The 22,800-nt window shown below is 72.8% G+C and carries 25 protein-coding genes; 15 read left to right on the top strand and 10 right to left on the bottom strand.

Annotated features, from left to right (window positions below):
* Positions 1 to 3 precede the first annotated feature (3 nt).
* The 3 genes from IPK81_10415 to IPK81_10405 all read left to right on the top strand — a co-directional run bounded on the left by IPK81_10415 (position 4) and on the right by IPK81_10405 (position 2,365).
* Positions 4 to 1,170 (top strand): mandelate racemase/muconate lactonizing enzyme family protein, encoded by a 1,167-nt coding sequence (locus tag IPK81_10415; protein QQS14530.1) that lies wholly within the window; start codon positions 4 to 6, stop codon positions 1,168 to 1,170.
* 66 nt (positions 1,171 to 1,236) lie between these two features.
* Positions 1,237 to 1,635, top strand: a complete 399-nt coding sequence (locus IPK81_10410) for an MAPEG family protein (protein ID QQS14529.1) — start codon at positions 1,237 to 1,239, stop codon at positions 1,633 to 1,635.
* A 100-nt stretch (positions 1,636 to 1,735) separates the two neighbouring features.
* The gene (locus IPK81_10405; GenBank protein QQS15048.1) at positions 1,736 to 2,365 is read left to right on the top strand and encodes an ankyrin repeat domain-containing protein; all 630 of its coding nucleotides are present in this window, start codon (positions 1,736 to 1,738) and stop codon (positions 2,363 to 2,365) included.
* 9 nt (positions 2,366 to 2,374) lie between these two features.
* On the opposite strand, the gene IPK81_10400 is transcribed toward IPK81_10405, so the two are convergent.
* A complete protein-coding gene (locus tag IPK81_10400; protein ID QQS14528.1) occupies positions 2,375 to 5,890 on the bottom strand; it encodes an FAD-dependent oxidoreductase in 3,516 nt (1,171 codons plus the stop codon).
* A gap of 169 nt (positions 5,891 to 6,059) precedes the next feature.
* On the opposite strand from IPK81_10400, the gene IPK81_10395 reads away from it, so the two are divergent.
* Entirely contained in the window at positions 6,060 to 7,259 is a 1,200-nt protein-coding gene (locus IPK81_10395) for a glycosyltransferase family 4 protein (protein QQS14527.1), read from the top strand.
* Positions 7,260 to 7,269: 10 nt separating this feature from the next.
* Here the strand turns inward: IPK81_10395 and IPK81_10390 are convergent, their stop codons facing one another.
* Positions 7,270 to 8,166, bottom strand: coding sequence for an MBL fold metallo-hydrolase (locus IPK81_10390; protein QQS15047.1), 897 nt, complete (start codon positions 8,164 to 8,166; stop codon positions 7,270 to 7,272).
* 23 nt (positions 8,167 to 8,189) lie between these two features.
* On the bottom strand, positions 8,190 to 10,043 hold the full coding sequence (locus IPK81_10385) for an SMP-30/gluconolactonase/LRE family protein (GenBank protein QQS14526.1): 1,854 nt from the start codon (positions 10,041 to 10,043) through the stop codon (positions 8,190 to 8,192).
* Between the two features lie 152 nt (positions 10,044 to 10,195).
* On the opposite strand from IPK81_10385, the gene IPK81_10380 reads away from it, so the two are divergent.
* Positions 10,196 to 11,353: a CoA transferase gene (locus tag IPK81_10380; protein ID QQS14525.1), complete on the top strand. Its 1,158-nt coding sequence runs from the start codon at positions 10,196 to 10,198 to the stop codon at positions 11,351 to 11,353.
* Here the strand turns inward: IPK81_10380 and IPK81_10375 are convergent.
* Positions 11,350 to 12,324 (bottom strand): DUF1499 domain-containing protein, encoded by a 975-nt coding sequence (locus IPK81_10375; GenBank protein QQS14524.1) that lies wholly within the window; start codon positions 12,322 to 12,324, stop codon positions 11,350 to 11,352. The genes IPK81_10380 and IPK81_10375 overlap by 4 nt on opposite strands.
* Positions 12,325 to 12,437: 113 nt before the next feature.
* On the opposite strand from IPK81_10375, the gene IPK81_10370 reads away from it, so the two are divergent.
* Positions 12,438 to 13,322 (top strand): EamA family transporter, encoded by an 885-nt coding sequence (locus IPK81_10370; protein QQS14523.1) that lies wholly within the window; start codon positions 12,438 to 12,440, stop codon positions 13,320 to 13,322.
* Between the two features lie 6 nt (positions 13,323 to 13,328).
* Here the strand turns inward: IPK81_10370 and IPK81_10365 are convergent, their stop codons facing one another.
* The 3 genes from IPK81_10365 to gloB all read right to left on the bottom strand — a co-directional run bounded on the left by IPK81_10365 (position 13,329) and on the right by gloB (position 15,225).
* Entirely contained in the window at positions 13,329 to 13,763 is a 435-nt protein-coding gene (locus IPK81_10365; GenBank protein QQS14522.1) for a cupin domain-containing protein, read from the bottom strand.
* A gap of 13 nt (positions 13,764 to 13,776) precedes the next feature.
* Positions 13,777 to 14,388: a glutathione S-transferase family protein gene (locus tag IPK81_10360; protein QQS15046.1), complete on the bottom strand. Its 612-nt coding sequence runs from the start codon at positions 14,386 to 14,388 to the stop codon at positions 13,777 to 13,779.
* Between the two features lie 63 nt (positions 14,389 to 14,451).
* Complete coding sequence (gene gloB, locus IPK81_10355) at positions 14,452 to 15,225, bottom strand: hydroxyacylglutathione hydrolase (GenBank protein ID QQS14521.1); 774 nt, start codon at positions 15,223 to 15,225, stop codon at positions 14,452 to 14,454.
* Positions 15,226 to 15,627: 402 nt separating this feature from the next.
* Between gloB and IPK81_10350 the strand changes: the two genes are divergently transcribed.
* From IPK81_10350 to IPK81_10325, 6 genes are all read left to right on the top strand, one after another.
* A complete protein-coding gene (locus IPK81_10350) occupies positions 15,628 to 16,431 on the top strand; it encodes a methyltransferase domain-containing protein (GenBank protein QQS15045.1) in 804 nt (267 codons plus the stop codon).
* A 57-nt stretch (positions 16,432 to 16,488) separates the two neighbouring features.
* Entirely contained in the window at positions 16,489 to 17,328 is an 840-nt protein-coding gene (locus IPK81_10345) for a protein-L-isoaspartate(D-aspartate) O-methyltransferase (GenBank protein ID QQS14520.1), read from the top strand.
* Positions 17,329 to 17,411: 83 nt separating this feature from the next.
* Positions 17,412 to 17,747: a hypothetical protein gene (locus IPK81_10340; protein QQS14519.1), complete on the top strand. Its 336-nt coding sequence runs from the start codon at positions 17,412 to 17,414 to the stop codon at positions 17,745 to 17,747.
* Between the two features lie 128 nt (positions 17,748 to 17,875).
* The gene (locus IPK81_10335) at positions 17,876 to 18,097 is read left to right on the top strand and encodes a hypothetical protein (protein ID QQS14518.1); all 222 of its coding nucleotides are present in this window, start codon (positions 17,876 to 17,878) and stop codon (positions 18,095 to 18,097) included.
* A 94-nt stretch (positions 18,098 to 18,191) separates the two neighbouring features.
* Positions 18,192 to 18,356 (top strand): hypothetical protein, encoded by a 165-nt coding sequence (locus IPK81_10330; protein ID QQS14517.1) that lies wholly within the window; start codon positions 18,192 to 18,194, stop codon positions 18,354 to 18,356.
* 64 nt (positions 18,357 to 18,420) lie between these two features.
* Complete coding sequence (locus IPK81_10325) at positions 18,421 to 18,792, top strand: nuclear transport factor 2 family protein (GenBank protein ID QQS14516.1); 372 nt, start codon at positions 18,421 to 18,423, stop codon at positions 18,790 to 18,792.
* Positions 18,793 to 18,836: 44 nt separating this feature from the next.
* On the opposite strand, the gene IPK81_10320 is transcribed toward IPK81_10325, so the two are convergent.
* Positions 18,837 to 19,169 carry a c-type cytochrome gene (locus IPK81_10320; protein QQS14515.1) on the bottom strand — a complete coding sequence of 111 codons (333 nt, stop codon included), beginning with the start codon at positions 19,167 to 19,169 and terminating at the stop codon, positions 18,837 to 18,839.
* Between the two features lie 30 nt (positions 19,170 to 19,199).
* On the bottom strand, positions 19,200 to 19,892 hold the full coding sequence (locus IPK81_10315; protein ID QQS14514.1) for a CBS domain-containing protein: 693 nt from the start codon (positions 19,890 to 19,892) through the stop codon (positions 19,200 to 19,202).
* Positions 19,893 to 20,020: 128 nt separating this feature from the next.
* Between IPK81_10315 and IPK81_10310 the strand changes: the two genes are divergently transcribed.
* Positions 20,021 to 20,467 carry a host attachment protein gene (locus IPK81_10310; protein ID QQS14513.1) on the top strand — a complete coding sequence of 149 codons (447 nt, stop codon included), beginning with the start codon at positions 20,021 to 20,023 and terminating at the stop codon, positions 20,465 to 20,467.
* Positions 20,468 to 20,491: 24 nt separating this feature from the next.
* Here the strand turns inward: IPK81_10310 and IPK81_10305 are convergent, their stop codons facing one another.
* On the bottom strand, positions 20,492 to 20,707 hold the full coding sequence (locus tag IPK81_10305) for a hypothetical protein (protein ID QQS14512.1): 216 nt from the start codon (positions 20,705 to 20,707) through the stop codon (positions 20,492 to 20,494).
* Positions 20,708 to 21,007: 300 nt separating this feature from the next.
* Here IPK81_10305 and IPK81_10300 point away from each other — a divergent pair, with 300 nt between their 5' ends.
* Both IPK81_10300 and IPK81_10295 read left to right on the top strand, forming a co-directional pair.
* Positions 21,008 to 22,540 (top strand): amidase, encoded by a 1,533-nt coding sequence (locus IPK81_10300; protein ID QQS15044.1) that lies wholly within the window; start codon positions 21,008 to 21,010, stop codon positions 22,538 to 22,540.
* 75 nt (positions 22,541 to 22,615) lie between these two features.
* Positions 22,616 to 22,795 (top strand): hypothetical protein, encoded by a 180-nt coding sequence (locus IPK81_10295; GenBank protein QQS14511.1) that lies wholly within the window; start codon positions 22,616 to 22,618, stop codon positions 22,793 to 22,795.
* Positions 22,796 to 22,800: the final 5 nt, after the last annotated feature.

Here is a 22,800-nt window from a genome sequence, read left to right as displayed (position 1 = left end):
TCCATGCGCATCGTCGACATCCACAGCGCGGTCGCGCCGATCAGCTCGAACATCGCCAACGCCTACGTCGATTTCAGCCAGATGACCGCCAGCGTCGTGGCCGTGGTCACCGACCGCGTGGTCGATGGCAAGCCGGTGGTCGGCTTCGGCTTCAACTCCAACGGCCGCTACGCCCAGCCCGGCCTGCTGGCGGAGCGCTTCATCCCGCGGCTGCGGGCGGCGGCGCCGGACTCGCTGTTGGACGCCCGCGGCCTGATCGACCCAGCGAAGTGCTGGGACGCGATGATGAAAAACGAGAAGCCCGGCGGCCACGGCGAGCGCTCGGTGGCGGTGGGCGTGCTCGACATGGCGCTGTGGGACGCCGTCGCCAAGGTCGAGCGCGTGCCGCTGTGGAAGCTGCTGTCGGACCGCTTCAACGGCGGCGCGCACGACGACAGGGCGTGGGTCTACGCCGCCGGCGGCTACTACTATCCCGGCAAGGATCTGGCGCAGCTCCAGGACGAGATGAAGGCCTATCTCGATCTCGGCTACACCTGCGTGAAGATGAAGATCGGCGGCGTGCCCTTGGCCGACGACCTCAAGCGCATCGAGGCGGTGCTCAGGATCGTCGGCGCCGGCGAGCGGCTGGCGGTCGACGTCAACGGCCGCTTCGATCTGCCCGAGGCGCTGGCTTGCGGCGCGGCGATCGCGCCCTTCGGCCTACGCTGGTACGAGGAGCCGCTCGATCCGCTCGACTACCTCGCGCACGCCGCGCTGGCGACCCAGTACGCCCAGCCGCTGGCCACCGGCGAGAATTTGTTCTCGATGCAGGACGCCCGCAACCTGATCCGCCACGGCGGGCTGCGGCCGGACCGCGACATCCTGCAGTTCGACCCGGCGCTGAGCTACGGGCTGGTCGAGTACCTGCGCACGCTCGACATGCTCAAGGCCAACGGCTGGTCGCCGCGCCGCTGCGTGCCGCATGGCGGCCACCAATTCGCGCTGAACATCGCCGTCGGTCTGCAATGCGGCGGCAACGAATCCTATCCCCGCGTGTTCGCGCCGTTCGGCGGCTTCGCCGACGACCGCCCCGTGGTCGACGGCCGCGTCGCGCTGCCCGACGCGCCGGGCGTGGGCTTCGAGCGCAAGAACGACCTGTGGGCGGTGATGAGGCCGCTGGCGGGAAGTTGAACCGACGCCTCTCGACCGCGGCGGCGGGATGCCGCAGGATCGCGGAAACAGGGAGAACGAAACCACATGCCGCACATCTCGGCCTTCTACGGCGCGCTTCTGGCCTTCATCTGCGTCGGTCTGGCGGTCAGCGTCATCCGCCACCGCCAACGCTCCAAGGTGGGCATCGGCGATGGCGGCGACGCCGGCTTGCAGCGCGCCATCCGCGTGTTCGGCAATTTCGCGGAGTACGCGCCGCTGGCGCTGATCCTGATCGCGCTGGTCGAGCTGTGCGGCGCGCCGCGCGTGGCCGTGCACATCTACGGCGCCGTCCTCGTGGTCGGCCGCCTGGCCCATGCGCAGGGCCTGTCGGGCAATCCCGGCGAGAGTCCCGGCCGGCTCGCCGGCATGGTGCTGACGTTCGGCGTGTTGCTCAGCGCCGCGATCCATCTGCTGATCCTCGCGGCGCCGAAGGCGTTCGGCTAGGCGCGGCGTGGCGGTCGACGGGATTCCCGGCGCGCGGCCGCTCCACCGGCGGTTCGCCGCGCGGTCGGTCCTCGCCGCCGCGCTCGTCGGGGCGTTCGCGATGATCGACGCGGCGTCCGCGCAACAGGCCACCGGCGACGACCGGGCGCTGATCGACGCGGCGGCGCGCGGCGACGCAGCCGTGGTGGCGCGTCTGCTGGAGGCCGGCGCCTCGGTGCGCGCCCGCGACGGGACCGGCCGCACGGCGTTGCTGGCCGCGACCTATGGCGGCCATGTCGCGGCGGCGCGCGCGTTGATCGCGGCCGGCGCCGACGTCAACGCGAAGGACGACCAGGAGAACAGCGCCTATCTGCTGGCCGGCGCCCGCGGCTTCACCGCCATCCTGCGGCTGACGCTGGCCAACGGCGCCGATCTTAAAAGCGTCAACCGCTACGGCGGCACGGCGCTGATCCCGGCGGCGCATTACGGCCACGTCGAGACGGTGCGCGTGATGCTGGGCACGGCGGTCGACGTCGACCACGTCAACAAGCTGGGTTGGACCGCGTTGCTGGAGGCCATCATCCTCGGCGACGGCGGGCCGCGCCACGCCGAGATCGTGCGCCTGCTGCTGGAGGCCGGCGCGGCGCCCGGCAAGCCCGACGGTCAGGGCGTCACGCCGCTGGAACACGCCCGCAAGCGCGGTCAGACCGACATCGTCCGCATGCTGGAGGCCGCGACCACGCGGCGCTGACGGCCGCGGCTACTCCGCCGCCAGCCGTGCGCCGGCCATGGTCAGCGCGCGGTCGATCCAGCCCTTCGCCAGCCGCTCCTGCGCGCCGTTCTGAGCGAGGCGCTGGCGCAGATTGGTGAAATCTACGAGATCGAGCCGCTGGTCCTGGTTGAAGCAGGAGAACACCACCGTCTCCTTGCCCGTCTCGGGATCGACGTGGCGCTGCAGGCACTGGGCGCAGATCTCCTTCATCATGCACTGCATCGGGCTGTTGATGCTGCCCAGCGGGGCGTGGCCGGGCTTGTCGATGAACGGCTTCAGCACGCCGTGCCGCGCCAGACGCACCGCGTTCATCATGCCGTCCGAGCCGATGGCGACGACGCGGTCGAGCGCGCGGAACGGGATCGGCTGCGCGCCCAGCTCGCCGGCGGCGTAGCGGCGCATCGCCTCGACGATGTTGGTGGCGACCGCCTTGTCGCCCGGCCGGCCCGGCGCGAAGCCCGGCGCCTCGTCGCAGCACCACACCACGACGTCGGCGGCGGCCTCGATCTCGGCCACCTTGTAGCGGTCGACGATCCTCTTATAGCCGGCGAAGTACAGCACCTTCGAGCCGGCGGCGCGGAACGCGGCGCCGATCGAGAACAGCACGGCGTTGCCCAGCCCGCCGCCGACCAGCACCACCGTCTCGCCGCCCTCGATCTCGGTCGGGGCGCCGGTCGGGCCCATCAGGATCACCGGCTCGCCGGGCCGCAGATGGGCGCAGAGATCCGACGAGCCGCCCATCTCCAGCACGATGGTCGAGAGCAGGCCTGCGTCCTTGTCGACCCAGGCGCCGGTCAGCGCGATGCCCTCCATCGCCATGACGGTGCCGTCGATCCGCTTCGCCTCGGCCTCGAAATTCTGCAGGCGGTAGAACTGGCCCGGCTCGAAGGCGCGCGCCGCCGCCGGCGCCTTGACCACGACCTCGACGATGGTCGGCGTCAGCCGGTTGATGGCGTGCACCGTGGCGCGGAACTCGCGGTTGATCCGCGCGATCAGCGCCGCGGGCGCCGCCTCCGGCGCGCGCGCCGCCAGCCGGCGCGACACCACGGGATAGCCCTGCTTGGTGCCGCCCATCGCCTTGACGACGTTGCCGGCGAAGGAGGGGTGCAGGTCGCCCCAGAACGACACGTCGCGCCCGTCGGGGTGGCGGTACATCAGCACGCGGGCCTCGGCCGGCTTGGCGACGCGCTCCGGCGTGACCGGCGCGCCGTCGTCGTCGATGGCGCGGAAATATTTGCCGTCGAGCACGACGTGGTCGGCATCCTCGCGCGCCAGCACGGTGTTGGGCTGGGTGCCGGCCGCTACCAGGATGGAACGCGCCGGCAGCGTCGCCTCGAAGGCGGCGCCGTCGCGCTCGCCCCTCACCTTCAGCGCGCTGGCGTGGCCGTGCGCGTCGATCTCGACGGCGACCGGCGACAATCCCTCGGCGAAGCGGATGCCTTCCTCCAGCCCCTTGTGAACCTCCTCGTGGTTCAAGGTGTAGGACGGCGCGTCGACCAGCTTGCGGCGGTAGGCGATGGTGACGCCGCCCCACGAGTCGATCAGGCCGGCGAAGTCGGGCAGGCGCTTCTCGCCGGCCGCCGCGGCGCGCTCGTTCCGCAACGCGTGGGCGTGGGCGATGAACTCGTCGGCGATCCCGCGCTCCTCCGCGCTCCAGCCGGCGCGCACCGCCGCCTCGCCGCGCTCCGCCACCAGCGCCTCGTGGCGCGACAGGAATTTCTCGACCTGCAGCGGGTAGTACGCCATCGACTCGGTGGCGGTGTCGATCGCCGTCAGGCCGCCGCCGATCACGACCACGGGCAGGCGGATCTGCAGATTGGCCAGCGAGTCCTTCTTGGCCGCGCCGGTGAGCTGCAGCGCCATCAGGAAATCGGAGGCCTGCCGCACGCCGCGCGCCAGCCCGTTGGGCATGTCGATCACGGTCGGGCGGCCGGCGCCCATGCACAGCGCCACGTGGTCGAAGCCCATGGCGAAGGCGCTCTCGATCGTGAGCGCGCCGCCGAAGCGGGTGCCGCCGGTCATCGCGAACTCGCGGCGGCGCTCCAGCAGCAGGCGCACCACTTTGAGAAAGCTCTTGTCCCAGCGCACCGTGATGCCGTACTCGGCGACGCCGCCGAAGCCGGCCGGCACGCGCTCGCCGAGGTCGTCACGCAGGCTCTCGACGTCGCGCACCGGCTTGAACGCCGCGCGCGCGCCGTCGGCCGCGACGCCGCACTGCGCCGGCGGCAGCGGCTCGATCTTCAGCCCGTCGATGGCGACGATGGCGTGGCCGTCGTTGAGCAGATGGTGCGACAGGTTGAAGCCGGCGGGACCGAGTCCGACCACCAGCGCGGTGCGGCCGCTGGCGGGACGCGGCAGCGGGCGGCGTAGATCCATCGGGTTCCAGCGCGTCAGCAGCGAATAGATCTCGAAGCCCCACGGCAGCGCCAGCACGTCCTTGAGCGTGCGCGTCTCGATCTGCGGGATGTCGACCGGTTCCTGCTTCTGGTAGATGCAGCCCTTCATGCAGTCGTTGCAGATGCGGTGGCCGGTGGCGGCGCAGAGCGGATTGTCGACCGCGACGATCGCCAGCGCGCCGATCGAGAAGCCCCGGCCCTTGACCAGGTTCATCTCGGAGATCTTCTCCTCCAGCGGGCAGCCCGCCAGGGTCACGCCGAACGGGTTCTTCGCGAAGGCGCCGGTCTTCTTGTCCTTCAGGCCGCGCGAGCAGCTGTCCTTGCCCTGGTTGTGGCACCAGATGCAGTACTGCGAGTGGTCGAGCGCGTAGGCGAGATCGCCGCCCTGGTCGGTCAGCGCGAAGCCCTCGCGGGCGCGGCGCAACGCGCGCGGCAGCGTCATCATCGTGACGCCCTCGACCATCGCGGTCTCGACCGGCACCAGCCGCGCGAAATCCAGCTTGTGCGGCTGCTTGAACAGCGCGCCGGTGCGGTGGCGGACCTTGCCGGCGGCCGCGAACAGCGCCCAGGCGGCGTAGCGTGTCAGCGCGTCTGTCTCAGGCGTCGGCGCCGTGACCTTGTACTCGTCGCCGAGCGTCCGGCGCACGGCGGCGGCGAAGGCCAGCTCGCGCGCCTCCAGATCGATCGAGGCGTCGTCCATCGCCACGCCGACCACGGCGTCGGCCGCCGAGGTGACGGCGGCGGCGTCGAGCGCCTCGGCCTCGGGCTGCTTCACCGCGCGCGCGGCGTGGCGCTGCACGAACAGCCGCTTGCAGTCGTAGAGCGGCATCAGCTGGTCGTGGGCGGCGCGCAAGGTGGCGGCCTCGCCGGCGATCCCGAACAGCTCGGCTATGAAATCCTCGAGCGCCGGCGCCAGGTCGATCAGCAACTGGCTCTCGTCCTTGGCGGCCAGCGACTCCGGCGCGGCGCGGCCGGCCGCCAGACGATTGTGCAGCGCGGTATCGACGGCCGCGAGATGGCGCATGAAGGCGGCGTCCAGACGTGTCAGCCCGTCGCGGTCGTACAGGTCTTCGAAGCGCAGATCGTGCTTCAGGGCGAGGACGGACATCGAGACTCCGGACGCAAGGCGGCATTGTCGTTTGTATACGAACGATATAATTCTAGCCGACCCGCCGGACGGGTTCAAACCGCCGGGGGTCGAGAAATCGTCATGCTTGTGCGACCAATCCGCCGGTGAGGGCGTGACCGGCGGCCGCATTCCGGTAAAAGGAGCCGCCATGCCGCCGCCCGCGTCCGATTCGGTCCTGATCATGACCTTGCCGCCCGTCCTGGGCGGGGTCACGTCGATGGGACCGATGGTCGCCGGGCTGCTGCGCCGGCACGGCCATGTCCCGACCATGGCGTGGCGCGCCTACTACGAGGAGTCCCGGCATCTCTCGGTGCCGATCTGGCGCACCTTGATGCATGGACCGTCGACCGAGGAGGTCGACGGCATGGAGTTCCGCCGGGTCCGCGTCGGCACGCGCCTGCCCGAGATGGAGTGGGCCCACCACCAGCCGTGGCCGCCGTGGCGGGAGCTGGTCGAGTCGCACGCCCGCCACGTCGTGATCTCCGGCAACCCGCTGACCGCGTGGGCGCCGGTCAAGCTCGGGCTGCCGACCCTGCAATGGCTGGCCTCGCCCTACGCGCCGGACCGGGTCGACCGCGTGGCGCGCTGGCCGGCGTGGCGCCGCGTCTACGACGCCGCGTTGAACGCGTGGATCTGCGCCCGGCAGGAGCGGCGCATCCTCGAGCATGGCGAGGTGCTGTCGATCAGCCAGTACACCCAGGACGCGCTGGCCGCGGTGACGCCGCGCGCGCGGCTGCGCGGCGTGCTGCCGATCCCGGTCGACGCGGAGCGTTTCACGCCCGCCGGGCGGCCGTCGCCGGCCGGCCGCAAGCTGCGCGTCGGTTTCAACGGCCGCATCTCCGATCCGCGCAAGAACATGGCGTTGCTGGTGAAGGCGTTCGAGCGCGCCGCGCGGACGCATCCCGACATCGAGCTGCATCTGCGCGGCAACATGGCGCGGGCAGACTTCATCGCCGCCAACGACGCCGGCGCGATCGCCGACCGCCTCGTGATCGGGCCGCCGGTGCCGGTCGACGACATGCCGGACTGGTACCGCTCGCTCGACGTCTACGTCATCGCCTCGCACCAGGAGGGCCTGTCCATCGTCGGCACCGAGGCGATGGCCTGCGGCACGCCGGTGCTGTCGACGCGCTGCGGCGGGCCGGAGGATTTCACCATCGACGGCGAGACCGGCCTGCTGTGCGGCTTCGCGGTCGAGGACATGGCCGACCGGCTCGTCGCCCTGGTCGGCGACGCGGCCCTGCGCGCGCGCCTCGCCGACGGCGGCGTGACGCTGATCCGGGACAGATACTCCCACGCCGCGTTCGAACGCGGCTTCATGGACGCGTTCGCCGCGGTGTTCCGCTGAAAGCGGTTGGCTACGGCAGCCGGTAGCGCGACGCGATCGTGGCGGGGCCGTCCGACAGCACGCGGCCGTCGGCCACGAACTGCACGAGATGCGCCAGCACCGAGCGGCCGGCGGCCGGATGCAGGTGCGGGGCCACGTCCTTGTACATGCGCGCGACCATCGCCGGCACGGTGTCCAGCCCGTCGCGCACGCAGGCCATGATCTGGTCCTCGCGGCCCAGCCGGTGCTCGATATAGGCCTGCACGAACGGCCGTGGATCGCGGATCTCGGCGCCGTGGGTGGGGATGTACAGCGTCTCCTCGCGCGGCAGCAGCTTGCGCAGCGAGGTGAAGTAGTCGCGCATGTTGCCGTCGGGCGGCGAGATCACCGCCGTCGACCAGCCCATCACGTGGTCGCCGCTGAGCAGCGCCTTGTCCTCGCGCAACGCGAAGCACAGATGGTTGGAGATGTGGCCCGGCGTGTGGACCGCCTCGACGGTCCAACCCTTGCCCGACACCACCTCGCCGTCGCGCAGGGTCACGTCGGGTTTGAAATCCTTGTCGCCGCCCTGCTCGGTGGCGACGCCCTCCGGCGGCTTGGGATGGCCGCCGAACGCGAACACCGGCGCGCCCGTCGCGGCCTTCAGCGCCGGCGTCGCCGGCGAATGGTCGACATGCGTGTGGGTCACGAGGATGTGCGTGACGGTCTCGCCGCGCACGGCGTTCAGCACCGCGTCGACGTGGTCGGCCATGTCGGGGCCGGGATCGACGATGGCGACGTTGCCCCTGCCGATGATGTAGGTGCCCGTGCCCTTGAATGTGAACGCGCTGGGGTTCCTCGCCACGACGCGGCGCACCAGCGGCGTCACCTCGCGCGGCGCGCCGTAGGTGAACTCCAGATCCTTGATGAAGGGGATGCCGGCCACGATCGGTCTCCGCGCGTCGCCGCGCCCTAGGGCTTCGGGATGAGCTTGTAGATGGCGTTGCGGATGTCGGACGACACGTAGACGGCGCCCGACTTTCCGACCGCGACGCCGGTGGTCACGTACGATGGCGGCGTGCCCTTGGCCGCCGCGAGCCCGATGGCCAGCTCGTCGGCGACGACGGTCTTCGCGCCGTCCTTGGGATCGATCGCCAGCACCGAGCGCGTGCCGACCTCGGCCACGTAGAGCCGGCCGTCCGGCCCGAGATCGATGCCCTCCGGGCCCTTCAGGCCGTCGATCACGACCCGGCGCGCGCCGCTGGCGACGTCGATCTGCACGATGGCGCCGGCGCCAGTGTCGCTGATGTAGACGATGTCGTTGGGGCCCGCGACCATGGCGGACGGCGCCGTGAGATCCTTGGCCACGACCATGCGGTCCTTGCCCTCCGGGCCGGTCACGCGCAGCAGGCTGCCGGTGCCGAGCTCGAGCACCAGCAGGTCGCCCTTGTCGGTCTCGATCGCGTCCATCGGCGCCTTGAACTCGTGCAGGATTCCGACGCTCCTGCCGGTCCTGCGGTCGACGCGCTGCACGCTGCCGGTGAACCAGCTGGTCATCACCACGTGGCGGGCGCCGACGGAGACGCCGAACGGATACTCCAGCGCGTCGCCCTGCATGCGCAGCGGCGTCTCGACCGCGCCGGTGGCGCCGTCGATCGTGCGGTACGAGAAGATGTCCGCGAGGTGCAGCGTCTCGCGTCCGCCCTCGCTGGACACGGCGAGGTCGCTGGGGATCGCGAGCCGGCCCTCGACGATGGTGCGCCACGAGCTGGTCTCGGTGTCGACGAGGTGGATGGCGTTGTCGACCATGCTCGAGACGAACACGCGGTCGCGGCTGTCGATGGCGAGGTTGTCGAGGCCGGGCTTGAGCGTGGCGATCAGCGTCTTGGCGCCGGTGGCGACCTCGACGCGCACGAGCTGACCGAGCGCGGTGTCGACCACGTAGAGCCGGCCCTTGCTGTCGAAATTGACGGCCGCCGGCGTGCGGAAGCCGTCGGCCACCTTCTCGATGGTGCCCTTCTCGACGTCGATGCGCACGACCTGGCCCTTGAACCACAACGGCCCGTAGAGCGCGCAGTCCGGCCCGAACTCGAAGCCGTTGAGCCCGCCGAGATTCTCGAGGATCTTGCGCGGCGGCTTCTCGCCCTTGACGTCGATCTCGTAGAGCGCGTCGCCGAGGAACACCTGCGTCGCGAACAGACGGCCGTCGAACACGCGCTTGGTGACCTTCTCGACGCGCTCGCCGCGCCGCTCCTCGGTGACCACGACGTTGCAGGCGAAGGCCAGCGAGTTGATGCCGGGCAGGCCGGTGGCGACCGCCTTGGCGACCTCGCGGTCCTTGCGCACGTACACCACGCCCTCGAGGAACGCGGTCCACGCCATCGATCCGTCGGGACCGAACGCGATGTCGTCGGCCATGCCCTGCGGCGGATCGACCTCGCGCGTGACCTCGCCGCTGTCGACGTTGATCCGGTAGATCGCCTGGCCGACGACGCTACCGGCGAAGAGCTGGTCGTCCTTGTTGAAGGCCAGGCCGTGCACGCCGTGGAAGTGCGAGCCGGGCACGAGGATCTGGGTCGTGAACGAGATCGGCGGCTTCATCGCCGGCTCGGGTGGCGGCGGCGGAACGGCGGCGGCCGGCGGGGTGGTCGGCGCGGGCGCGGCTTGGGCGGGAGCGGCGGGCGCCGGAGCCGGCTTGGCCTGAGGTGCGGCGGGCGCCGGCGGCTTGGGCTGCGGTTGCTGCTGCGCGGGCGCCGACGTGGCGCCGAGGACCAGGGTCATCGCGGCCGCGAGCGCGGCGCGGCCGAGTACGGAGACGGACGGCATTCTGGACGGTCCCGATATCCCAGATCGCTGATGGGGCGCCGGACTGTAGACCGCCGGCACAACGCAGGGAAGCGCGGCGCGACCCTTTCCAAGCGCGCGGCATCGGCTAACATCGCCGCCGTCGGAATTCCACGAGGCGCGAGGAGGAAACAATGTCGGGACCGTTGACGGGCTACCGGATCATCGAGCTGGCGGGCATCGGCCCCGCGCCGATGTCGGCGATGATGCTGGGCGACATGGGCGCCGACGTGATCCGCGTCGACCGCACCAAATCGCACGTCATGGACCGCTTCGCGGATCCGAAGTTCAACGTCCACGGCCGCAGCCGCCGCTCGGTGTCGGTCGACCTGCAGAAGCCGGAGGGCGCCGAGGTGGTGCTGCGGCTGTGCGCCAAGGCCGACGGCATCATGGAGCCGTTCCGCCCCGGCGTCGCCGAGCGCCTCGGCGTCGGCCCCGAGGCCTGCATGAAGCGCAACCCGAAGATCGTCTATGGCCGCATGACCGGCTGGGGCCAGACCGGTCCGCTGGCCAAGGCAGCCGGCCACGACCAGAACTACATCGCGCTCACCGGCGCGCTGCACGCCATCGGCCGCAAGGGCCAGAAGCCGGTGCCGCCGCTCAACCTCGTCGGCGATTTCGGCGGCGGCGGCATGCTGCTGGCGTTCGGCATGGTGTGCGGCCTGCTCGAGGCGCAGAAATCGGGCAAGGGCCAGGTGGTCGACGCCGCCATGGTCGACGGCGCGGCGCTGCTGCTGGGCGCGCTCTACGGCATGGTCGGCGCCGGGCTGTGGAACGACAAGGAGCGCGAGGTCAACATGCTCGACGGCGGCGCGCATTTCTACGACACCTACGAGACCAAGGACGGCAAGTACGTCTCGATCGGCTCGATCGAGCCGCAGTTCTACGCGCTGCTGATCGAGAAGGCCGGACTGTCCGGCCAGAACCTGCCGGCGCAGCACGACCGCGCGCAATGGCCGATGATGAAGGCCAAGCTCGACGACCTGTTCAAGACCAAGACCCGCGACGAGTGGTGCGCGATCATGGAGGGCACGGACATCTGCTTCGCGCCGGTGCTGACCATGAGCGAGGCGCCGCACCATCCCGCCGCCAAGGCGCGCGGCGCCTACGTCGACGTCGGCGGCTTCGAGCAGCCGGCGCCGGCGCCGCGCTTCAGCCGCACGCGCGAGAGCGTCAAGGGGCCGGCGCCCAAGCGCGGCGCGGACACGGAGTCGGTCCTCGCGGAGTCCGGGTTCTCCGCCGCCGAGATCGCCGAGCTGTCGAAATCCGGCGTCGTCGGCGCCGCCGCCTAGCCGCCGTCGCGCAGGCGGGCGAGGAAGGCGCGCACGCGGGCGGCGTTGACGCCGAGGTCGCTGACGCCGACGCGCGACTTCGACCGCATGTCGACGCGCGCGCCGCCGCCGGCGGCGACGACCCGCACGACGATGTCGTCGCTGAAGCCGAACCAGCGCGAGCGCGCGACGGCTTCGAGCCGGCCGCCGGCTGCGTCGCTGGCGACGACCGTCCAGCCGGCCTCGCGCGCCAGCCTGTCGATCCGCGCCATCACTTCCGCGGGCGGCCGCGGCAGCGTCAGCGGCGCGATGTCGGGGTAGCCCTCGCGCTGGCGCCGCGCGACCTCGGCGCCGCCGTGCTCCGGCGGATTCTGCGCGTCGGCGCGCGGCCCCAGCAGGGCGGCGAATTTCGGCGGATCGTCGAGGTCGGTGCTGATCTCGTGCAGCCGCGGCAGCGAGTCGGCCTTCAGCTTCCAGCTCATCGGCACCCACGCGGCGGCGACGCCGAGCGCGACGCCGAACAACGCCGACAGCAGACCCGGGCGCGTGGCGCCGCGTGGCGCGGCGAGCGACCACAGGATGCCGAGGACGACGGCGGCGACGGCCGCGCCGGCCGAGGTGGCGAGCAGCGTCGCGGGCGGCGCCACGGCGGCGAAGGTCGTCGGCGCCATGTTGGCCACCACGAAGCAGATCGCGGCCGCGAAGGCCGCGACGACGGCGGCGTGGAACAGCCATCCCAGCAGGGTCGAGGCCGCTGTCGCGCGCCGCTCGTGCGTCGGCAGCAGCGGCGCCAGCGCCAGGCCGCCGACGATGGCGGCGAGACCCAGCACCGCCGCCGCGACGAAGATCGCCAGCAGCGCCTCGTGGCGCAGCCAGCCGCCGCGGCTCAGCGGACCGGCGGCCACCATGCCGGCGGCGCCCAGCCAGCCGATCGCGAAGACGCAACGCGCGAGGAAGGTCTTCGCGGGGCTGGGAGGGCGTCGCAACGGCATGGCGCGACGATAGCACGGACGGCGCCGCCGTGGCGCGGGCCGCGCACCGCCGTGGCGCGGGCGCCGCGCCGGCGATGGCGCGTGGGCGGACGCGTCGATAGAGTGCCGCCGCGATGACCCCGACCGACCGCCGCCGCGCCACCGTCACGGGCGCCGGCGCCGTCCTGTTGTGGGCGGCGCTGGCGGCGCTGACGGTCGCCACCGGCGCCATCCCGCCGTTCCAGCTCGTGGCCATGACCTTCGCGACCGGCGCCGCCATCGGCTTCCTCTGGATCGCCGCCGCCGGACGGTCGCCGCGCGCCGCTATGGCGCTGCCCGGCCGCGTCTGGCTGCTCGGGATCGGCGGGCTGTTCGGCTACCATCTGCTCTATTTCATCGCCCTGCGGCTGGCGCCCGCGGCCGAGGCCAATCTCGTCAACTATCTCTGGCCGCTGCTGATCGTGCTGATGGCCGCGCCGGTCGCGGGGGAACGTCTGCGCTGGTGGCATCTGGCCGGCGCGGCGCTGGGCCTGGCCGGCGTCGCGGCGCTGGCGCTGGGCAAGGGCGGCGTCGGCTTCGCCGGCGCGCATTGGCCCGGCTATCTCGCGGCGCTGGGCTGCGCCTTCGTCTGGGCGCTCTACTCGGTGCTCTCGCGGCGCCTGGGCGCGGTGCCGACCGACGCCATCGCCGGCTTCTGCGCGGCGTCGGCGGCGCTGGCGACGCTGTGCCACGTCGCCACCGAGACCACGGTGTGGCCGGCCACGGCGGGCGCCTGGGCCGCCGTCGCGGCGATGGGCGTCGGGCCGGTCGGCGCGGCGTTCTATCTCTGGGACGTCGGCGTCAAGCGCGGCGACATCCGCGCGCTCGGCGCCCTGAGCTACGCCACGCCGGTGCTGTCGACGGCGCTGTTGATCGCGCTCGGCGACGCGGCGCCCAGCGCGACGCTGCTGTTGTCGACGGCGCTGGTGGTGGCCGGCGCGGCGCTCGCGGCGCGCGATCTCTGGGGCGGTCGATCGTAGCGCCGCTCAGCCCGGCGGTTCCCAGCCCGGCGGCGCCAGCGTGAAGCCCGCGAACTCGAAGGCCGGCGACACGGTGCAGCCGACCAGGGTCCAATCGCCGAGGCTGCGCGCCGCCTGCCAGGCGTGGGCCGGCACCGCGATCTGCGGAACATGGCCGGCGGCGAAATCGGTCCCGAGGATCGACGCGCGCGCCGCCGCGCCGTCGGCCGCGATCGACAACTCCAGCGCCGCGCCGGCGTACCAGTGCCAGATCTCGACGGCGTCGACGCGATGCCAATGCGAGCGCTCGCCGGCCCGCAGCAGGAAGTGGATCGCCGTGACGGCGCCGCGCGTCCCGCCGGGCGGCGCCGGCGCGCGGTAGGTCTCGCGGTAGTGGCCGCCTTCGGGATGCGGCCGCAACCCGAGGCGGCGGATCAGATCGTCGGCCGTCTCATCGGCCATCGCGAGCGCCGGCTCAGCCCTGCGGCGGCAGCGTGGCCTGCATCGACGGCCGCTGGCTGAAGGCGGCGTACCACTTCGCCAGCTTCCGGCGCCTGGCGCGCCAGCCGATGTCGGGGAAGCGGAAGTCGAGATAGCCCAGCGCGCAGCCGAACGCGATGTGGCCGATGGTCGGCGCGCCGCGCAGCGTGGCGGCCTCCTTCTCCATGGCGTCCAGCGCGCCCTCGATCTTGGCCATCTGGCCGTCGACCCACTCCGGCCAGCGCAGGGCCCCCGGCCGCAGCGAATTCTCGTAGCGGGCGAGCAGGGCGGCGTCGAGCAGCCCGTCGGCCAGCGCCTCCTGGCGAAGCGCCGTCCAGCGCGCCTTGCCCGACGCGGGGTACATCTTCTTGCGGCGGTTCTTCGAGTCGAGATAGGCGCAGATGACGCGCGAGTCGTAGAGCGACGTGCCTTCGGCCTGCAACGACGGCAGCTTGGCCAGCGGATTGCCCTTCTTGACCTCGGCCGACGGCGCCACCGGCGTCGTCATCGCCGGCCGCTTCTCGATCTTGCCGTCGAGGCCGGCCTCGTGCGCCACCACCATCACCTTGCGGGTGTAGGGCGAGCTCTGCGAGTACACGAGCTTCATCTTGGCCATTTCGCGTTTCCTCCGGTGTGTCGTGCTGGTCGTCGATGTCGGCGCGCCGCGTCGCTAGCGGAACGAATCCTTGCGCTTGCGCACCTCGCCGAACACCTCGAAATCGGCGGCGCCCTCGAGCCCGACCGAGCGCCGCAGCGCCGGATCGTCGGGCCGCAGGAACGGGTTGGTGGCCTTCTCCTCGCCCAGGAGCGACGGCACCGTCGGCCGCCCCTCGGCGCGGGCGGCGTCGATCGCGGCGGAGCGCGCGCGCAGCGCCGCGTTGCCGGGATCGACGTGCAGCGCGAAGCGGGCGTTGCTCTGCGTGTACTCGTGCGCGCAGTAGACGCGGGTGTCGTCGGGGAGGGCGCGGAGGCGCGACAGCGAATTCCACATCACCGGCGCGGTGCCCTCGAACATGCGGCCGCAGCCCAGCGCGAACAGCGTGTCGCCGACGAACAGCGCGCGCGATTCCGGGAAGTGGTAGGCGATGTGGCCCCGCGTGTGGCCGGGCACGAACATGACGGTGGCGCGCTCGGCCCCGAACTGGAACGTGTCGCCGTCGCCCAGCTCGACCTGGATGCCGGGGATGCGCTCGCGGTCGGGTTTGGGGCCGACGATGGTGGCGCCGGTCGCCTTCTGGATCTCGAGGTTGCCGCCGACATGGTCGCCGTGGTGGTGGGTGTTGATCACGTGCGTGATCTTCCAGCCGCGCTTCGCGGCCTCGGCCAACGGCGCGTCGGCGACGGCGGGGTCGACCACGCCGACCGCGCCGGAGTCGGGCTCGCGCACGAGATAGACGTAGTTGTCGCTGAGGACGGGGATCTGGACGATGTCGAGGCTGGCCATGGCGCCTTCCGGAAAACGCGGAACGCGACGCTAGCACCCGCGCTCCGAAGCGTCATCCCCGCCGGCGTCTTCGACGGCGCCGCCGGCGTCCTCACCGACGTCGACCACGCCTTCGCGGTCGAGCCGGCGTCTCCTCGGTCGGGGTGGTGTCCGTGACGGTGCCGATGGCGCACCGCCGCTTCTCCGTCATCCCGGGCGCAGCGAGGGATCTTTGCGCGGCGCAAAGATCCCTCGCTGCGCCCGGGATGACGATTTGCGACGCCCGGGGCGCAAGCAGGCGGCGCTCGGGCATCACGGACCGCTATCCGACGTCGCGACGTCTTGAGGCATGCCGTGGTGGCCGGGGTCGAGGCGGCCACCGCCGTCGCGGCGCCCGGCCCGCCGATGTGCTAGAATGACATGATGTACACTGACGTCGTCGACCTTCGCGATTTCTACGCCGAGCCGGTCGGCATGGTGGCGCGCCGGCTGCTGGGCGCGCGCCTGCGCGAGCTGTGGCCCGACACCCGCGGCCTGCGTGTCGCCGGCGTCGGCTACGCCGCGCCCTTCCTGTGGCCGTTCCTGCCCGAGGCCGAGCGCGTGCTGGCGCTGATGCCGGCGCAGCAGGGCGTGCTGCACTGGCCGCGCGAGGGCGGCAACCTGTCGGCGCTGGTCGACGAGACCGACCTGCCGCTGCCCGACCGCTCGGTCGACCGCATGCTGGTGGTGCACGCGCTGGAGTGCACGGAGCGCGTCAAGCCGCTGCTGCGCGAGGCGTGGCGGGCGCTGGCCGACGGCGGACGCATGGTCGTGGTCGTGCCCAACCGCACCGGGCTGTGGGCCCAGATCGACAACTCGCCCTTCTACCAGGGCTATCCCTACTCGGCGCGCCAGCTCGCGGCGCTGCTGCGCGCCAACATGTTCACGCCGCTGCGCGAGGCGCGCGCCCTCTACATGCCGCCGGTGCGCTCGCGCCTGCTGCTAGGCATGGCGCCGTCGGTCGAGCGCTTCGGCGCGCGCTGGCTCGGCCGCCTCGCCGGCGTCGCCATGATCGAGGCCGGCAAGCAGCTCTATGCCGGCGTCGCCCAGCGCGAGGCGCCGGCGGCGCAGGCCGTGCGTCCCAGGCTGCGCGTGGCGCGCGCCGGCGACTCGGCGGCCGGCCGCTGGTCGCCGCGTGCCTCGACGCCGGGCGCCGTCCCGTCGGCGCCCGATCCCGCGCCGCGCTGAGGCGCCGCGCCGCGGCGTCGTGGCGTCGTGGCGTCCACCCGGCACGCGCCCCGCGCCATGACCGACGACATCGCCGCCGTCCGCCGCGCCTACGCCGACACCGTGACGGCGCTGGCCGGCACCGCGGATCCCAGTTTGCGCGCCGCCTTCGCGACGATCGACCGCGGCCGCTTCTGCGGTCCGCCGCCGTGGTGGATCCGGCAAGGCGGCGGCTACGCCGAGGTGCCGGCCGCGGACGAAGCGCTGATCTACCGCGACGTGCTGCTGGGCCTGGCGCCCGACCGCGGAATCAACAACGGCCAGCCCAGCCTGCACGCCCGCATGCTCGACGCGGTCGCGCCGATGCCGGGGGAACGCGTGGCGCAGATCGGCGCCGGCACCGGCTACTACACCGCGATCCTCGCCGAGCTGGTCGGAGCCGCCGGGCGCGTCGAGGCGTGGGAGCTGGCGCCCGACCTCGCCGCCCGCGCCGCCGGCAATCTCGCGGACCGGTCGAACGTCGTCGTCCACGCCGGTTCGGGCGCGCGGGACGTCGCGCTGCCGCCGTCGGACATCGTCTACGTCAGCGCCGGCGCCACCGGTCCGATGCCGGCCTGGCTCGACGCGCTGCGTCCCGGCGGACGGCTGATCTTCCCGATGACGCCGTGGCGCGGCATGGGCGCGATGCTGCTTGTGACGCGCGTCGCCGCGGAGCCATACGCCGCGCGCTTCGTCTGCGCCGCCGGTTTCATCCCCTGCGTCGGCGCCCGCGACACCGCCACCGCGAGGCGGCTCAGCGCGGCGTTCGACGGCGGCGGCATGGAGGAGGTGCGCTCGCTGCGCCGCGACGACCGGCCCGACGCCACCTGCTGGGCCTCCGGCGACGGCTGGTGGCTCTCGACCGCGCCGCTGGACTGACCGGAAAGCCGATCGCCCCGCGCGACCCGCGGGAACCCCGGCGCGGAAACGGCGTTGCTCCTCCACACACCTGGAGGACGCCCATGCGCTCGAAGATCGTTATCGCGTTGATCGCCAGCGCGATCGGAATTTCCGCCGCCGCGCCCGCCTTCGCGCAGGGCCCGGGCCGCGACCCGCAGCGGCCGTGGTGCCAGCAAGGCGACCGCAATTGCGACGGGCGCGTCGATTGGAAGGACTATTTCTACGATCCCGACCGCGGCTACCAGGGCCGGCCGTACCAGGGCCGTGGACGCGAACAGACCTACGGCTCCGACGGCAGCTGCTCCTATCCGACGCCGCGCGGCTACGTCACCGGCTACCGTCCGGAGGGCAAGGACCGCTGCTGCGTCGAGACCCGCTACGGTCCGTCCTGCATCTAGCGCCACCAGGCGGCGCGGCGAGCAGCGCGCCGCCCGCGCGTTCCGGTCGAATCCGCCGGCGCTTCCGCGACCCCGCGGCGGCGCCCACGTCGAACGCGCGCTCCCCGCGCGCTCCCCAGGAGGCTCCCATGGCCGAACAGACGCGTGACACCGCCGGCAACGGCAACGGTCTCTACTTCATCGTCGGCGGCCTGGCGGTCGCGGTCGTGGCCTACCTGTTCTGGGGCGGCCACATCGGCGGCGGCACGCGCAACGTCGATATCAAAATCGAGACCCCCGCCGCCACGCCGGCGCCGCCCGCCCCGACCTTGCCGGTGCCGCCGGTCACGCCGCCGGCGCCCAAGAACTGACGGCGGTTCCAACGGGAACGACCGACGGCGTCGGAGTCGACGCCGCCGCGCATGATGTGCGCCGAACTGACGGCGGACGACACAGGAGGGCCGCATGGCCGAGCAAGCGACCAGCGGCCCCGGTGGCGGCCTCTACTTCATCGTCGGCGGCCTCGTGGTGGTCGTCGCCGTGATCGGGTTCCTCTTCTACAACGGCCAGATCGGCGGTGGCGGCCCGACCAAGAAGCTCGAGATCACGATCGAGGCGCCGAAGACGTGACGGCGGCGCCCTCCCGCGACGCCGGAAACGCGCGTACAGTGGCGCCGTTTCCGGAGGGACGGACATGGACGGCAACGAGCGCGTGATCCGCGATTTCATCGCCGCGTGGTCGCGCATGGACGCCGACGCGCTGGTCGGCTTCTTCACCGAGGACGGCGTCTACCACAACATGATGCTGCCGCCCGTGAAGGGCCGCGCCGCGCTCAAGCCCTACATCGCGCGCTTCCTCGCCGGCTGGTCCGCGACCGAATGGGACGCGTTGAACGTGCTGGCGCGCGGCGACCTGGTGATCGCGGAGCGCCTCGACCGCACGGTGGCGAAGGACGGCCGCAAGGTCGATCTGCCGTGCTGCGGCGTGTTCGAGATGCGCGACGGCAGGATCGCGGTGTGGCGGGACTATTTCGACATGGGGACCTACGCCAAGGCGCTGGGCTGAGCGCGGGCCGGCGGCCGGATGCCGCCAGCCGCGGCGGCCGCGTCTCAGCGGCCTGTGCCGAGGCTCAGGATGTGGGCGATCACGTCCGCCATGTCGTCGGGTTCGAGGATCAGGTCGGGCATCGTCTGGTGCGACGTCTGGAGCGACGCCAGCAGCGCCGTCGCGGTCATGCCCGGCGTCGCCGCGATGGTGGCGAACGCCGGCGCGTCGAGACGCGGCGAACGCCGCGGCGTGGCGTCCACGGCATGGCACGCCGCGCAGCGCATCTGCGCCAGCGCCAGTCCGCGGCGCGCCTGGCCGTGCTCCTGCGCCCCGGCGGCGGCCGCGGCGAGGAGGGCGGCGGCGGTCGTCGCCGCGAGGAGAATCGGATGTCGCAACGGCCCCTCCATCGACAGTCGTCCCGCCGCTCAGACCGCGAGGCCCGCTACGGGTTCCCAGACGAGGTGGTCGCGCACGCGCTTGACGCCGGGCACGTTCTCCGCCGCCACGCAGATCGCGCGCCGCTGCCGGTCGTCGACCAGCGTGCCCCACAGATCGACCTCGCCGTCGCGCACCGTCACGTTGACCAGCGCCATCGGCGCCCAGCTCTCGGCGGCGAACTCGGCCAGGATCCGCTCGCGGATCGCGGAATCGCCGGGGGCCGGCGCCGTGGCGTCCGCCGGCAGTCCCGCCACCGCCTGCAGGATGTTCGCCCGGCTGACGATGCCGACCAGCCGGCCGTCGCGCGTCACCGGCAGCCGCTTCACGCCCTCGCCCTCCATCAGGTCGACGATGCGCGGCAGCGGCGTCTCCTCGTCGATGGTGCGCGGATCGCGCGTCATGACGTCGCCGACCTTGCGGCCATGGGTCTCGGTGTACTCCGCCGCCGTCCGGCCCGGACCGAGCAGGAACTCGATCCAGCGGCGGCGGCGCGGCGCCGTGCCCGTCTCGACGCGCCGCAGGAAGTCGCCCTCCGTGACCACGCCGGCCACCCGGCCCTCGCCGTCGACCACCGGCAGCCCGCTGATCCGGTGCCGCAGCATCAGGGCGATCGCGTCCTGGATCGAGGCGTCGGCGCCGATCGAGACCGGCCGCGGCGTCATGATGTCCATGGCTTTCATGCGCGGCCCTCCCGGATCGCCGGCATCAATCTAGGGGCGGGGCCGGACGCCTCCCTTGACGTGGCGCAATCCGCCCGGCGCGCCGCGGGTGTTTTCTGCGCCGGTGTGATCGATGGTGGAGGCACGGGATGAAGCGCGCACGGACTTGGATTCTGATCGCCGACGGCGCCCGCGCGCGCGTGCTGGAATGCGGCCCGCGCGGCGGCGGCCTGCGCGAGGTCGAGGGCATGGCGTTCGAGGCCGACCACGCCGCGACCCGCGACCTCGCGGCCGACCGTCCCGGCCGCAGCTTCAGCTCGACCACCGACGCGCGCTCGGCCATGGAGCCGCGCACCGACCCGCACCGCCGGCTGAAGCGCGCCTTCGCGCGCCGGCTCGCCGCCGCGCTCGATTCCGGCCTCGCGGCCGGCGGCTACGACCGGCTGGTGGTGGTCGCCGCGCCGGTGACGATGGGTGATCTGCGGGCCGAGCTGTCCGACCGCGTCGCCGCCGCCGTGGCGGTCGAGGTCGACAAGGATCTGACGAAGGTCCCCGACGACGAGGTGCTGCCGCACCTGCCCGAAGGCGCGGTCTAGCGCCGTTCCCGCCGCGCGCCGGCGTCAGGCGCCGCGGCGTCCGCCGGCGGCCAGCCGGATGGCGATGGCGACGACGACCACGGCGCCGGCCGGCACCACCAGATGGGTCCAGGCGCCGATCAGCGGCAGCAGCGCGTCGGCCAGCCAGTAGAGCGAGGTCCAGCCGGCGACCGCCGGCAGCAGCAGCACCAGCACGCCGGTGGGGCGGCGGGGATCGAGCCATTCCGACCATGTCGACATCGCGCTGGTCTCCTGTGCGTCGGTTGCGGGTGCGGTCGGCCCGGTATGGCCGGCCATCGGCTGTGAAGCGCCGGGGCGCAGTGTATCCCGCCCGCATCGACGGTCCATCGGGTCGGCCGGATTCCGGGGCGGTGCGTCGACGCGTCGCCGGCGGCGCATCCGCTCCGGCGCGTCGCGCGGACGGGACTTGTCCGCCGTCCGCCGGGGACGAATACTGGCCGCTGGATGCGCGTCGGCGGGCGGCGCGGCGGCCGGAGCGCGGACATGGGCGGGATGATCGGGCGTCGGGAAGGCATCGGCATGGCGGTCGCGGCGACGGTCGCCGCGGCGGCGCACCGCGCGGCGTCGGCGCAGAGCGCGCCGCCGCCGCCGCGCGCCAGCGAGGATCCGCAATACCGGACCGTGGCGCAGCTCGTCGAGGCGCTGGCGGCGCGCAAGGTGTCCGCGGTCGAGCTGCTCGAGGCCAGCCTCAAGCGCATCGCGACGCTGGATCCGCACATCAACGCGGTGGTCGTGCGCGATTTCGACCGCGCCCGCGCGGCCGCCAAGGCGGCCGACGAGGCGCTGGCGCGCGGCGAGCGCCGTCCGTTGCTGGGCGTGCCGATGACGGTCAAGGAATCCTACGACGTCGCCGGCCTGCCGACGACCTGGGGCATCCCCGCGTTCAAGGACTGGCGGCCGGCGGAGGACGCCGTGGTGGTGTCGCGGCTGAAGGCGGCGGGCGCCGTCGTGCTGGGCAAGACCAACGTGCCGGTCGGGCTGGCCGACTGGCAGACCATCAACCCGATCCACGGCCGCACCAACAATCCCCACGATATCGACCGCACGCCCGGCGGCTCGTCCGGCGGCGCCGCCGCCGCGCTGGCGTGCGGCTACGTGGCCCTCGAGATGGGCTCCGACATCGGCGGATCGCTGCGCACGCCCGCGCACTTCACCGGCGTCTACGGCCACAAGCCGTCGCACGGCATCGTGCCGGAGCGCGGGCACACCTTCCCGCGCGCCGTGCCGACCGCGAGCGGCAACGGCCTCTCGGTCGTCGGGCCGATGGCGCGCAGCGCCGCCGACATCGCGACCGCGCTGGACATCGTGGCCGGCGCCGACGAGCGGGCCGAGGGCGTCGCGTGGAAGGTCGCGCTGCCGCCGGCCCGCCACACCGGCCTCGCGGGATTCCGCGTCCTCGTGCTCGACAGCCACCCGCTGGCGCCGGTCGCGAAGGACATCGCGCAGGCGTTCGACCGGCTCGCGGGCCGGCTGGCGAAGAGCGGCGCCAAGGTCGCGCGCGCCAGCCCGCTGCTGCCCGATCTCGCCGAGGCGACGCGCAACTTCGTGCGCCTGCTGAGCCCGGTGCTCGCGCAGGGACGTCCGCCGGAGTACTACGAGCGCGTCCGCGCCGCGGCCGCCGCCATGCCCGCCGACGACCCGGGCCTCGACGCGCTGTGGCTGCGCTCGATCAACGCCGGCTGGCGGGAGTGGCGCGCCGCCGACATCGTGCGCGACGGCATGCGCCGGCGCTGGCGGGCGCTGTTCCAGGAGTTCGACGCGGTGGTGTGCCCGGCGATGCCGACCCTGGCCTTCCCGCACGACGCGTCGGACGTGGCCGGCCGGCGGCTCGACATCGACGGCGCGAAGCACCCCTATATCGTCAACCTCGTCTGGGCCGGCTTCGCCACCGCCGCCGGGCTGCCGGCCACCGTGGCGCCGATCGACCGCGGCGCCGGGGGCCTGCCTATCGGCGCGCAGATCGTCGGCCCGATGCTGGAGGACCGCACGCCCATCGCGCTCGCCGCGCTGATGGAGCGCGAGTACGGCGGCTTCGTGCCGCCGGTGCTGTGAGGGGGATGCCGCAGGGCAGGTCGACTATCGCCGTCCAGCGCCGACGCTGGCCGATCCGATGGACGGGCGCGCTTTTTGATCACGACCCCGCCGTCGATGCTCGTGCCGGTCGACGCCGGACGTCCGGATGCGCTTGCGCGGACCACGGCCGCGCGCGCGTGCGGCGCGGAGTTCCTCTTTGGTGAAGTCACGGGCCATTGTCGGCGCGTCCGAAAGTTCAACGACGTCAGCGGAACCCCGCCGCGCAAGGCCTGATTTAG

It is taken from the genome of Rhodospirillales bacterium (assembly GCA_016699855.1).
In the GTDB taxonomy this organism is placed as follows: domain Bacteria; phylum Pseudomonadota; class Alphaproteobacteria; order Reyranellales; family Reyranellaceae.
The sequence above is the reverse complement of the archived record's forward strand: the minus strand, read 5'-3'. Positions and strand labels throughout refer to the sequence as shown.